Annotated in this window: 10 protein-coding genes and 3 pseudogenes; 3 read left to right on the top strand and 10 right to left on the bottom strand. The window is 37.5% G+C overall.

What is annotated here, in order from left to right; translation table 11 throughout:
• Nucleotides 1–65 precede the first annotated feature (65 nt).
• Entirely contained in the window at nucleotides 66–263 is a 198-nt protein-coding gene (locus V7K41_RS05150; RefSeq protein ID WP_334846124.1) for an acyl carrier protein, read from the bottom strand.
• A gap of 249 nt (nucleotides 264–512) precedes the next feature.
• Nucleotides 513–1,928, bottom strand: a pseudogene (locus V7K41_RS05145) (polyketide synthase dehydratase domain-containing protein); the annotation flags it as partial.
• A 360-nt stretch (nucleotides 1,929–2,288) separates the two neighbouring features.
• Here V7K41_RS05145 and V7K41_RS05140 point away from each other — a divergent pair.
• Nucleotides 2,289–3,301: pseudogene (locus tag V7K41_RS05140) on the top strand (IS701 family transposase).
• Here V7K41_RS05140 and V7K41_RS05135 read toward each other — a convergent pair.
• From V7K41_RS05135 to V7K41_RS32810, 3 genes are all read right to left on the bottom strand, one after another.
• Nucleotides 3,298–4,620, bottom strand: coding sequence for an acyltransferase domain-containing protein (locus V7K41_RS05135; protein ID WP_334846123.1), 1,323 nt, complete (start codon nucleotides 4,618–4,620; stop codon nucleotides 3,298–3,300). The pseudogene V7K41_RS05140 and the gene V7K41_RS05135 sit on opposite strands and share 4 nt — an antisense overlap.
• Nucleotides 4,590–4,973 carry a polyketide synthase gene (locus V7K41_RS05130; RefSeq protein WP_334846120.1) on the bottom strand — a complete coding sequence of 128 codons (384 nt, stop codon included), beginning with the start codon at nucleotides 4,971–4,973 and terminating at the stop codon, nucleotides 4,590–4,592. Before V7K41_RS05130 ends, V7K41_RS05135 begins: the two co-directional genes overlap by 31 nt.
• Before the next feature lie 1,192 nt (nucleotides 4,974–6,165).
• Nucleotides 6,166–6,270 carry an AAA-like domain-containing protein gene (locus V7K41_RS32810; protein ID WP_442943131.1) on the bottom strand — a complete coding sequence of 35 codons (105 nt, stop codon included), beginning with the start codon at nucleotides 6,268–6,270 and terminating at the stop codon, nucleotides 6,166–6,168.
• A gap of 68 nt (nucleotides 6,271–6,338) precedes the next feature.
• Here V7K41_RS32810 and V7K41_RS05125 point away from each other — a divergent pair, with 68 nt between their 5' ends.
• Complete coding sequence (locus V7K41_RS05125; protein WP_334846118.1) at nucleotides 6,339–6,797, top strand: helix-turn-helix domain-containing protein; 459 nt, start codon at nucleotides 6,339–6,341, stop codon at nucleotides 6,795–6,797.
• A gap of 68 nt (nucleotides 6,798–6,865) precedes the next feature.
• Here V7K41_RS05125 and V7K41_RS05120 read toward each other — a convergent pair whose 3' ends face one another.
• The 5 genes from V7K41_RS05120 to V7K41_RS05100 form a co-directional block, all read right to left on the bottom strand.
• Entirely contained in the window at nucleotides 6,866–8,197 is a 1,332-nt protein-coding gene (locus V7K41_RS05120) for an AAA-like domain-containing protein (protein WP_334846117.1), read from the bottom strand.
• 376 nt (nucleotides 8,198–8,573) lie between these two features.
• Nucleotides 8,574–10,715 carry a glycosyl hydrolase family 18 protein gene (locus tag V7K41_RS05115; protein ID WP_334846115.1) on the bottom strand — a complete coding sequence of 714 codons (2,142 nt, stop codon included), beginning with the start codon at nucleotides 10,713–10,715 and terminating at the stop codon, nucleotides 8,574–8,576.
• A 187-nt stretch (nucleotides 10,716–10,902) separates the two neighbouring features.
• Nucleotides 10,903–11,409, bottom strand: coding sequence for a DUF4407 domain-containing protein (locus tag V7K41_RS05110; RefSeq protein ID WP_334846121.1), 507 nt, complete (start codon nucleotides 11,407–11,409; stop codon nucleotides 10,903–10,905).
• 114 nt (nucleotides 11,410–11,523) lie between these two features.
• Nucleotides 11,524–11,670: a hypothetical protein gene (locus V7K41_RS05105; protein WP_334846113.1), complete on the bottom strand. Its 147-nt coding sequence runs from the start codon at nucleotides 11,668–11,670 to the stop codon at nucleotides 11,524–11,526.
• 21 nt (nucleotides 11,671–11,691) lie between these two features.
• Entirely contained in the window at nucleotides 11,692–12,039 is a 348-nt protein-coding gene (locus tag V7K41_RS05100) for a DUF4407 domain-containing protein (protein WP_334846111.1), read from the bottom strand.
• A 279-nt stretch (nucleotides 12,040–12,318) separates the two neighbouring features.
• On the opposite strand from V7K41_RS05100, the pseudogene V7K41_RS32805 reads away from it, so the two are divergent.
• Nucleotides 12,319–12,493: pseudogene (locus V7K41_RS32805) on the top strand (AAA-like domain-containing protein); the annotation flags it as partial.

The raw sequence follows: 12,493 nt of genomic DNA, 5'->3' as shown, positions 1-12,493 counted from the left end.
TTTACCCTAGCCCGGATAGTCCCACTTTGTTTCCAACTTGATTGCCTATCAGGCAAGTCCTTTTGTCAATAGGGTTTGAGACGCGCTAACCCTGAGTCAGCTATGGGTACAGATATTCTAAAGTCAGATTGAATTCGACTTTTTAGTTCGGCAGCTATCAATGAATCAAATCCTAAATTATTCAGCGGCTCATCAATATCTAACTTGGAGGTAGTTAGCCCTAAAGACTTGGCAATTTGTTTGCTGAGATAAGACTCTAGCATTTGCTGAGTTGCGTTTGATGACCCTGCAAGCACGATATCTTGTGCCACTGCTTCTAGTTGGACACTCTCTACTTTTGGTGAGATGTCCTTCACCTCTTGGAAGAATTCTGCAAACAGAGGTAAATCACTATTTGTCAGATTAAATTCTTGCATTTGCTGCCAGGAATCGATCGCACTACGAGCTAAAATTACAGATTGTTTGGCTTCTCCTGTTTGAGGCAGACTTACAGCAGAGCTAAAACCCATCTCTAGTAGCAGCGATCGCCACTGATAGCTGGAAAGTAAGGGATAAGCAGGACGTAAATCTGTATCGGCAAACTTCCACCAACCTTCAGTTAAGCCAAAAATCAAATCTAACATCCGAGATTTTGCGGTTGCTTCCAACAACACCAACATCCCCTCTGGTGCCAAAATTTGCTGAATATGCGCTAATGTCCGTCGTAAATCACTGGTGGCATGGATTACATTTGCCGCCAAAATCAGATCGAACTCCTGGGGTGCAAATCCTTGTGCTAGAGGTTCGCGTTCAATATTTAACAACTTATATTGAACAAAGGGATAATCGTGGAATTTTTGTTCTGCCTTAGCTGTGAAGAGATAGGATACATCAGTGAAAACATATTCTACCCGGTCAGATGGTAACTTGGACAATATATAAGCAGTTGTACCTCCTGTTCCAGCCCCTATTTCCAAAATACGAACTTTGCGATTTGCTGGCAAGTTAGAAAGTGCTATGGCGATCGCTTCCTGTATCAAGGTATTATTCAATCGGGCGGCGGGTGATTCTTGATACAATCTTTCGGTAGTAGAAAATGTCCCATCAGCAAACAACAATTCCACAGCATTGCATTCACCACGTAGCACTTGTGCCAAACGCTCGCCGCATCGCTGTAGCAATATTAACTCTGCATCAGCTTTCGGGTATTGTTTTAACAAAGCTTCTGGCGACTGCACCTGTAAATTCAACTCTTCGGGCAGTTGACAAACTTCCCAACCTTCGTTGACTTTGTTTAACATCCCCTCTTCCTGTAATATCTCTAGCATCCTGCCTAATAATCGGTAATGCTGCGGAATTACACCGTACTGATGAGCTAAATTTATTACAGAAAGTTGTTGATGTTGTGAAAACTGACAGCCTAGTTGCTCGAAAGCCCGCAGAATGTAAACAATACTTAAAGTATCCAGACGAGTTAACAACTCTTCATAATTCTGTAAACCAAACCGATCGATTAATTGAATGATTTGCGGTTGTATGCGATCGCTGATTTCTCCTGGCTGTAGTATGTAATCAGCTGCAAGGCTAGTAATATTTTTCTGCTTAACGATTTGGGTATCAAGCTGCACACGTTGAAAACGTATCCCTTTAATTTCGGCAAAGATTAACCCTGTTTCATCTAGCAATACAACGTCACCCTCAAAGGCATTTAAGTCACCATTGCCATTGGGATGGAGATGGGCATAGCTGAAAAGCTGAGTTGGTGGTTGACACCAGATGCGCATACTACCTACTCTCACCGGAACATATCTAGCCATTCCCTGAGTATCTAAATTTTCTGATAGTAAAGTAGCAGAAAACACCTGTAAACAAGTATCCAAAAGTGCTGGGTGGATGCGGTAAGCCTTCGCCTCTGCTAACAGTGTAGGTGCGAGTCTAACTTTAGCAAGAGCCTCTCCTTCGTGCTGCTATAATTCCTCAATGCCCTGAAGTAGGGAATCATATTTCACACCCAAAGATTCCAAGTTTTGATAAAATTCAGCAACAGAAATTTGATTTGTGCAACGAGTGCGGACTTCATTTATTGAGATAGGTGTGACGGGGACACCTGAAGATGTTTGAATTTTGCCATTAATCAGGACTTACGCAACTGGCACAGTGCGATCGCTATTTGATAGTATTTATGTACTATAAAAGAGTGGCGTACCTAGAGGGGATGGCTGAAATTAGTAACAGCAATCGACTATGTGAAGTATTCTTCAAATCATGAGAAAATCAGTTGAGAATACATAAGATAAATTCTGTATTTTATGAGATTTACTAAACTTAACTATTGCCAGTACTTGTTAAGTAGTCAGATTAATTATACTTTCACAAATTTGGCAGAGCATTTAGAACAGATTAGTCATGATAAAATTAATCGCTATCTTAAGAATTAAAAATTAACGCCACGGTTACTTTGGGATAATGTTAAAGATATAATTCAAGTAAGCGCTCAAGGATATCTAGTTTTTGATGACACAGTAATTGATAAACGACATACCATAGAAATAGAAACAATTAAACGACAATATAGTGGCAATGAGCATAGAGTTATCCAAGGAATTGGGCTAATAAATTGTATATATGTCAATCATGAACTCGGAAAATTTTGGGTAATTGATTATCGTATTTATGACCCAGATACAGATGGAAAAACAAAGATAGTTCATGTGACGGAGATGCTGCAAAACCTTGTGTATCATAAGAGTTTACCATTTCAAGCTGTATTGATGGACAGTTGGTATGCAACAAATAAATTGATGTTATATATTGATGAGTTAGGGAAATACTATTATTGTCCTCTGAAACGCAATCGGCTTGTTGATGATACGGAAAAACAAGAAGATTATAAAAGAATTGAATTGCTATCTTGAGATAATGAGGAGTTAAAATCAGGTAAAATAGTTAAAATCAAGAAGTTCCCTCAAGCCAAAAAAGTGAAACTATTCCGGGTGACTGTCTCTGCCGACAGAACGGATTTTATCGCTACGAACGATTTATCTCAAGGTTCTATGGACGTTGTACAAAAAGTGTGTAAGGTTCGATGGAAAGTTGAGGAGTAACACCTTTGAATAAACAATTGACTGGCATTGAATCATGTCAATGTCGTAAAGGTCGTATTCAAAGAAATCATATTGCCTGCGCTATTTTAGTCTGGCTGAGGCTCAAAGATTTAGCTTATAAAACTGGTCAAACAATCTATCAAATTAAGCATGGATTGTTATCAAATTATTTAGTTCAGCAACTAAAACGTCCGGATGTTCCTATGTTTGTCGCTTAATTGTTTGGCGCGTGGCGCGGTGTAACCGCGCCATTGCTTGTGACAGTTGCGTAAGTCCTGTTAATATGCAATATCCACTTTGTGGGTTGGTCATCAGTTGCAGTTTGCAAGCTAAATACCTGAAAAGTTATTTCTCCGGAAGCATCAGGAGAAAGAACCGTTTGCACTGTTTTGCTAATATCTGCTGACAAAGACAGCTTTTTTAGAAAAGCGACTTCTAACAAGCTATAAGAATCAAGTTTCAAAGCCTGATTGACAGCCGCATTAGCCATTTCTAAATAAGCTGCGACTGGTAGTACAACTTCTCCTTCCACTTGCTGGACAGCAAGGTAAGGCAGTTTATCAGTATCAAGCTGGGATTCAAATATTTGCAATGCCGCCAGATACTGTGTACCCAGTAAAGGATGAACAGCACCTGTGTATGTATGCTTGAGGCGATTTTCTTTTTGGTTAAACTCACACCAATATCGTTGTTGTTCAAAGGGATATGTTGGTAGGGGGATGCGACAACGTAAATAATCTTGGTCAAATCCTGCCCAATTAATATCCACACCTTTAATATATAACTCGCCCAAACTGTTTAGCAGTATCTGCCAGTCGTCTTGCTCTTTTTTTAAAGAAGGCAACCAAGTTACATTTTCTGACGTTAGGCAACGCTTGCCCATGTTGATGAGAGTAGGATGGGAACCGATTTCTATAAATAAGTCGTAACCCTGTGCCGCTAAAGCTTGAATTCCTGATGCAAATTGCACAGACGATCGCAGGTGACGAGTCCAGTAACTCAAATCCAGTATTTCCCCTGGTTGAAGAATCTCACCCGTTAAGTTAGATGCTAGTGGAAGTCTTAAGGGTGCAAACTGAACTTGAGAAAGCTTTTGCTCAAATTTGTCAAGGATGGGATTCATCAAGGACGAGTGGAAAGCGTGGGAGACATTTAAAACTTGAACAGTGATTTGCTGTGCTTGCAACTGTGCGATCGCTGTTTCAATTGACCCTTTAACTCCAGAAATGACAATATTTGTAGCTCCGTTGACTGCTGCAATACATACATTTTCTCCATAAGGTGCGATCGCTGTTTCCACAGTGGCGACATCAGCAAAAATAGCAGCCATCATTCCATTTTTGGGCAAAGATTGCATGAGGTGCGATCGCTCGGCAATCAGTTTTAGCCCATCCTCTAAACTAAATACTCCTGCAATGCAAGCCGCAACGTATTCACCGAGGCTATGACCAATAACTGCATCTGGGATGATTCCCAAAGACAGCCATAGTTGTGCTAAAGCATACTCTAAAGCAAATAGTACAGGTTGAGTATAAATTGTTTTAACTCCAGCATTAGCCTCTGCTGAGGGTCCATTTGTTGTGCTTCTCGAGGAGAGATGCCGAAAAATTGTGCATCGAATTGGTCTATCCCCTCAATAAATCCACCCCATTTACTAATGCTTTTATTAGGTTCTTCAGGTTTGGTAGAATAAAACTTCTGAATATCCCATCTTTCTGAGGGAATTTCCGTGATACTGTTAATGCCTTGTTGAAGATTACGCCAAAATTGATGATAATTGTTTGCACCTGGAAATCGACAAGCTATACCAATAATGGCAATTGAATCATTGGGCATGACTAAAGAATCTTGAATATTTTCAGAAATATTTTCTGGAACTTTACTTAGCATAAGCTTTATAAAATGAGTTTATTTGGTTTATTACCGCTAATAAACGAAGCTTTTCAATTGGACTTTAAACAAATTTAGCAAGACAGGATAAAAGTTTTCTGTGATTACGCTATCAAGCAAAATTTTTAATTTGTCCTGAACGGTGCTAATTACCACCGTTCAGGACAAGTTAAAGAGTATTTAGTCTCGCTCAATGCAGAATTATCAAAATAACTATGTTTGATAACTTGTGAGCGCTTTCCTCTGAATAACTATTTACATTTACTATAATTATCGAAATAAAACTAGAACAAAATCGGAAAAAGTCAGGAAAATATTCTATATAAAATTAGGTATTAAATTAATCAAAGACAGGACTTACGCACTGAAAACCTGAAACCTAGATCCCTCCTAATCCCCCTTAAAAAGCAGGGTGGTTTCATACAAGCAAAGAAAAATTAAAACTGGGTTTCAAAGCCTCTCCCCCCGTGGGGGAGAGGAATGGAAGTGAGGGAAAAAGCCATGTCACTTTCACGAGAAATCAAGACTTATGTATTTTCTTTTTTCGTATGAAACCACCCTGCCTAATCCCCCTTAAAAAGCAGGGCTGTTTCATTCCCCAAAGAGCTTTAAAAATCAAGAGTTCTAGCAATTAAAAATTGGTTATTTTGTTACCAGCGTGCCGAGAAAATGAACTATTTTACTGATATCTCAGTAATTAAATGTTCATTTCATCGCCACCCTTACTTACAATTTTCTCGCTAACCATCTTGACAAATCCTATTTGAAATGGAATGAAATAGCCCTGCCCTTATAAAGGGGGGGGAACGCTAAAAGCCTCTAATTTATCAGGGGTTAGAGGATCTCTTGTCCGTAAGTCCTAAAAAAATAAAAAATCAGGATTGATAGGTAAGAAATTTAAAAAAATAGGAATAAATCAGGTTAAGAACCTAAACGACAAGAAAACGCATCTAAAGCCAGCAAATCTCATTATGAAAATTACTGACTTTAGGCTCAACTTAAGTACAAAGTTATGTTTTTAACGTCATATAACCTTAAAAACACGACAAATAATCTTGATATGAATTAAAGCAAAAAGTCAGCGAAAAGAGAACTTAAATATAAAATTTTTAAGCACTACTGGGCTTAAGGAAAGAATGGAAAATAAAGTCACAAAAATTATCAAATTTATTTCTACATGACGCATAGCTACTTACAACACTCTGCAGAAATACTCACGGTACAAATTGCATCTAGGCATTACCTGATTGTCCTGTTGCTGCACTAATCCCATACTATGCAACTTATAAATCTGCATTAGACCTATCCTTAATATAAACTTTATGGGATTATTAAAGAATAATTAAGCAATACGTAAATTGAATAATGACAAGTCCTTTGGCAAGAATTGAATCACATTCGCAAGAAGCAAAGCGACTAATCGGTATTGATTATGATCAATTTTTAGCATTAGTAAATTTGGCGGAAAAACGCCATTTAGAAAAACGCACAGAAATTGAAAAAAATAAAATTCGTATTATTGCTCCTGGTGGTGGACGAAAACCGGATCTATCTCCGAAAGAGGGGGTATGCTTATGCCTACTTTATCTTCGACAAAAACCAATTTTTGAAATATTAGGCTTACTCTTTGACGTTTCCAAAACGAAAGCGAATGATGCCTTTAATTATTGGGTAGAAATTTTAAGAGATATCTTACCAGCATCTCAAATAGAAGAAGTAGAAGGAAATAGTGAAAAATATCAAGAGTTGCGTCGAATACTTGGTGAATACGAATTAATTGTGGATAGTGCAGAACAAGCTATCTTCTTGACCTGTAGACTATGAAAAACAGAAACAATACTATTCGGGAAAGAAAAAGATGCATACTTTAAAAAATCAGTTTGTTACGTCCATTAAGTGCTTACGATCGCACTCCAACTATAGTCCCTCAAACCATTGTATAGTAAGCATTTTGCATTTGCGGATAAGTCTAATGAATCTAATTCCACAGGCTCAAGTGAAGTGACCACCTTTTTTAACGCTTCTTTTAAACCTTGAGCCTCTTCCGAGTGTAGCATCTCTAAGTACCACCGCAGATGGTTGCTGTAAATTCCTGCTTCTGTGGAAGCATCTTGTAATAGCTGCTTTAGCGTTGTCTTTGTAGTGTAAACTTCGTACATTGCTAATCGCAGTAGATAAGGATGTCCTCCCACTATATTCATTAATTCCTTTACCTGAGTATCATTCCAATTTACTCCATGAAGGTGAGCCAAATCTATCACCTGCTTGTGGTCAAATTCTCGCAACGCCACTGGTAGCCCCGCATTAAAGGGAGATTGGTTCATGTCCAACGGGATATAAACTTCGGTAGAATGTGCCATCACCAGCCTTAGTTGTTTCCATTGCTCAGAAATTTTCCCTTTCTCATGCCAGCTTCGCAGCATCCCGAAAAAGTCTTCAATCACTTGGTTATAGGGAAAAATCCGATCAACCTCATCTAACCCTAATACCAAAGGACAATTTATTTGTGGCAATAAATACTCCTCAAAGTACACTGTACAGTTATGATTGCTACCTAAAATTTCTGTTTCCCAATAATCTTTTAATCGATTTTCTAACTTTAACTTCCGACCAACCATAAAACACAACCAAAGCACGAACTTGTCCAAATTCGTTAAAATTGCCCGCTCTACACTACTTAAATCCAAATATACTGTTTGATAATTCTGGGATTCAGCATGAGCCAGAATCCTGGTAAGCAATGAAGTTTTGCCCATTAGCTTCGGTGCTTTAATCCGAATTAGGGAAGCGGGTTTGACAATTGTCTCATAACAAACAGACTCTAGGCCATCTCGTTCCACATAAAAAGCAGAACCTAGAGGAACTGAACCGTCTGGAAAAGGTAGCTCTGCTAACGGGGATTTTGGCTGCTTGACATTGCTATCAATATATAAAAGTAATTGCCTTTGCGAGGCTCTCTCCAGCGCTCCTTTAAAATTACTCTTTGTTACCTCTTCTCCTAACGCCTCTGAAAGCTTTCGCCACAGATGAAAACCCACATCTCCTCTGAGGTAGCTTACAGAGAGATGGTACTGCTCTGCCATCTTTTCATAAGTCAGACTCTGCCACGAGCCTCGAAGCACGTCTAATTCAATATCTTTGAGGTGTTCTCGAAGATTATTGAAAACAATTTGCTCGGTAAGCTGTTTAGCTTTCTCCCAAGTAAAGGCTAATTTTGAGTTCATGGATGCTGAGGAAATAGCTGTTTTTGTTGTTTGTCTATAGTTTCATTTATCGGAATCCAATCTGATTTCTAAACTTATTTACATAGGTAGGGAGTAGAAAAGAGGAAATCAGTTCTTTCGAGTTGTACAGAGTTTTTTTACCCAACAAATAAGAGTCCTATATATAGTAGTATAAAATAAAATATATAGATGACAGTCCTATCTAATCTGTTAAAAATATTTTTTTAACGTAGACACAAAGCGGTAAGGGAGTCGCAGTTTTGGCGGTTTCCATCGTTAGCGAAGCAGTAGCGACGTTCGCGTAGCGTCTCCGTCAGGAGAAGGAGCGTCACCCCCAGACCCGGAGGGCTTCCCGTTCGCTACCGTAAAGAAGGTTCTACAACAAATTAGTAGCAGCAACATTAACTAATGAATCAGAATGAGTGATTGGCAAGTCACCAACGAGTTGCCAGAAAAATATTCCGCCTAGACCTTGTTGTTCAACATAATTAACTTTTCCAAGGACTGATCGTTTATCTTCGTAGGTACTAAACTCTTGTTTTTCAGAATTATAGATATAAGGAACTTTGGCACTATCATCCCAGTAATATTGATATCCATTTGTACCTACCCAATCGTGGATATCTCTATACAAAAGTTGATCGTTTACCGAGGTAGCACTTTGAAATAATCCATCATTGTTAGAACCAGGTTTCACTCCTGCCCAAGTGTCACTGTAGAGAGGAACTCCTAAGACAATATCCTTAGCTTCAACACCAGCACTCAAATACTTTTGAACTGACCAGTCAGCGTTGAGTTTGTCACTATTATATGATTGATCGCTGCTACTTTTATACAAAGCAGCTTGGTGATTGGTTGTGTTTTCCCAACTACCGTGGTAGTCATAGGTCATTAAATTGATAAAGTCAACATATTCAGAAGTAGTTTTCAAAACAGTTGAGTTTAAATCGTAAGGATCATCAGCGTAATCTGATGCAGACAATTGATAGGGAGAAGCAGAAAGGGCAGTAGTCAGCAGATATTTATTTCCATCTGTAGTAGATGCGTTATTAAGTTGTTGGCGTAGTTCACCTAGCAATTGAGTGTAATTACTATTCTCCTCCTTCTTAGGAAATTCCCAATCAATATCGATGCCATCGAAACCATTACTTTTCATAAAATTGATGGCAGACTGAGCAAATAATATCCTAGATTGTGCCGTAGAAGCTGCTGAGGAAAAATCATTTTCTCCTGCACCACCAATAGAAACAAGGATTTTTAGCTTGGGATTTTGAGCTTTGAGAGATTTTAATACATTGATGTCACCATCCTGACCATCTTGACTCAGTTTAACGTTACCTTGTGTATCGACATCTGCAAAGGCATAGAACAAATGTGTCAGCTTATTAACCGGAATAGTTGCAGGATTAGTAGTACTACTAATACCCCAGGAAGGTAAGTAACCAGCTACAATATACTGATTATTCATTGGAGCTGGTGTTGTCTGATTATTAGCTAAAGCAACATAAGTTCCATCTTGAGCAAAACCAATAATATCAGCTTTGCCATCACCATTCACATCACCAAGCTGGCGTGGCTTTTGGTCAAAGCTATTCCAATCACCTTTATTAACAGTAAAATCATCATTTTTCACTACAGACGCCGAGCCAAAAGTTCCATTGCTTTGACCAAAAGAGACAAAGACATTATCATATCCAAAACCAACAATATCTGCGCGACCATCACCATTCACATCAGCGAGTTGACGCGGATACTTATCAAAACTAGTCCATCCTCCTTGATTAACAGTAAAACCATCATTTTTCGCTACAAAAGCTTCGCCAAAAGTTCCATTGCTTTGACCAAGAGAGACAAAAACATTATCATATCCAAAGCCAACAATATCTGCGCGACCATCACCATTCACATCAGCGAGTTGACGTGGATACTTATCAAAACTAGTCCATCCTCCTTGATTAAAAGTAAAACCATCATTTTTCGCTACAAAAGCTTCGCCAAAAGTTCCATTGCTTTGACCAAGAGAGACAAAGACATTATCATATCCAAAGCCAACAATATCTGCGTGACCATCACCATTGACATCAGCGAGTTGACGCGGATACTTGTCAAAGCTAGTCCATCCCCCTTTATTGACGGTAAAATTATCACTTATGCCTGTAAAAGCTTTACCAAAAGTTCCATTACTTTGACCTAAAGATACATCAACAGCATTATCTGCAAAACCAACAATATCTGCCCGACCATCACCGTTGATATCAGCGAGTTGACGCGGATATTTGTTAAAGTTAGTCCATCCCCCTTTTTTTGCAGTAAAATTATCGTTTCTAGCTATAAAAGCTTGACCAAAAGTTCCATTAGTTTGACCCAAAAATACATAAACAGCATCACAGCCAAAACCAACAATATCAGTTCGTCCATCACCGTTGACATCTGCAATTTGGCGTGGGAATTTTCCAAAATTAGTCCATTTTTGCAAAAGGCTAAACTTTTTGATAGCTAACTTTTTTGTTACGTACATGATGATAACAATGCTTCATTTAAAAATTTACGATCATTTCACTAAGTTAGATACCCCTTTGAGGTACTGGAAACCACAGCCACAGCTACAAAAACAAAACCTACCTAAATGAGTTTCAAACCATTGATTTTCAGAAGTCTGTAAAGGCGGACTTTGTTTTTATAGTCGTGATTTCTAATTGCCTATTTCATGTTGAGATATTATTCAATAGTTGAGATTTTTGTTGACCGTTTCCGTTGTTATTTGCCATTACTGGGATTTTCCCTCCATTTTGATTTTCTCGATTAGTTGTTAACACTTCTAATACTTTTTTTTGATTTTCTTGTAAAATTTTCTGCAAAATTTCATTTCTAATAGAATTATATTCGGCTAATCCTGTTAATTCTTTATCATTTGGTATTTTCACTGTAATTGATAATATAGTATCAGATAGCTTATCAATCTTTTTACTATTTATTATTTCATTATTTTTTCTCTCTATATCTGACAATTCTTTTGATGTTAAGTAAATTGCATTTTCTTCTTGTGTTTCAATGTAAGCGTCGTATGGGCTATATTTACATAGAAGCTTCAGTGTTATGGGAACACTATCTATCGCAATAAATAAAATAGTAATAAATAAACTACTATATTCAATTGTTGGGTTAGCTTTTTTCAACTCTTCTAAGATTTGAATTTTTCCTATGAGTCCTATATCCTCTTTTGGCTTAAGTCCTTATCGCTTTATTTGAGTTTCTTTTTGAACTGTTTCTCTTTGCTGCTTGTAATCTTCATTGCTTTTTTTCACAAGAGCAGTCGAATAAGAGTTTCACTTTGAAAAAGCTATTTCATTCACTTGTTTATTATGAATTCTCTCCAACTCATCGCTTTCTTCTTTGCTAAAGATTGCGTCTTTTTGAGCATTAGCTTCATCGATTTTTTGGTTTATTTTATTTTCAAAAAATTTTATTTTCACAGGTTTAGCAACAACAAAAACTCATGAAAAAGCCAGCAGTAAACGAGGAATTATTACGATAATATCTCCCCGCAAATTATTTTTTTTCTTCCTGCTACTTAAAATAACGAATCTATCTAAATTAAAAATCTTTATTCCCCAAATAAAACCTATCGAACTAGAGACTAGAACAGAGTTAAATACAGTATATAATGCATAGCTTCCAGATAAAAAAGCTACAACAGCAGTCAGTAAAATAGATGCACCAATAGATGCGTACTTATTCTCTTCTGAAAAACGGTTTTCAGGAGACATAGACTCATGTGATACGATGTTAGTATTGATACCAAAAGCAAATAAAAGAAATTTTTTCAAGCTTGGAAAAGACATTTGAGACTCCTTTAGTAGTATTTAATGGCATCCCTAAATTTCTTTAAACCATACCAGTATCTTTATGCTATGTTGTGAATCATACAAGAGGAAAAAGTCAGATATTTATTAATTAATTAGGAATACTCAAAAATCGAAAATAGGTAAAAGTCAGCTAAAGTCAGTTGATCGATGAAAATAGTATAATTCTTCTCTGGCAATGCTAAATAATAAATTATTTATATGGCTGTATTATGAAATTAAAACTAAATATATTAGAAAATGTAAAGGAAAGCCTTGATGACAGCAGCGAAATCAAACTTTGAATATCAAATTGGAGGGAGTCTTGAGAGTAGCGCTCCTAGCTATGTGAAACGATATGCTGATACAGAATTTTATGAGCGCTTAAAGTGGGGTCAGTTTTGTTATGTGCTGAACTCGCGGCAGATGGGCAAGTCTAGCTTGCGAGTGCAGA

This window comes from Nostoc sp., assembly GCF_036917415.1.
Classification (GTDB): domain Bacteria; phylum Cyanobacteriota; class Cyanobacteriia; order Cyanobacteriales; family Nostocaceae; genus Nostoc.
This window is presented reverse-complemented; position numbering and strand designations above follow the sequence as displayed.

Excerpts from the sequence above, each read along its gene's own strand:
- V7K41_RS05150 (WP_334846124.1), bottom strand. The coding sequence starts at position 263 with ATGCTAGAGTCTTATCTCAGCAAACAAATTGCCAAGTCTTTAGGGCTA.
- V7K41_RS05130 (WP_334846120.1), bottom strand. The coding sequence starts at position 4,973 with ATGCTAAGTAAAGTTCCAGAAAATATTTCTGAAAATATTCAAGATTCT.
- V7K41_RS32810 (WP_442943131.1), bottom strand. The coding sequence starts at position 6,270 with ATGCAGATTTATAAGTTGCATAGTATGGGATTAGTGCAGCAACAGGAC.
- V7K41_RS05125 (WP_334846118.1), top strand. The coding sequence starts at position 6,339 with ATGACAAGTCCTTTGGCAAGAATTGAATCACATTCGCAAGAAGCAAAG.
- V7K41_RS05120 (WP_334846117.1), bottom strand. The coding sequence starts at position 8,197 with ATGAACTCAAAATTAGCCTTTACTTGGGAGAAAGCTAAACAGCTTACC.
- V7K41_RS05115 (WP_334846115.1), bottom strand. The coding sequence starts at position 10,715 with ATGTACGTAACAAAAAAGTTAGCTATCAAAAAGTTTAGCCTTTTGCAA.
- V7K41_RS05100 (WP_334846111.1), bottom strand. The coding sequence starts at position 12,039 with ATGTCTTTTCCAAGCTTGAAAAAATTTCTTTTATTTGCTTTTGGTATC.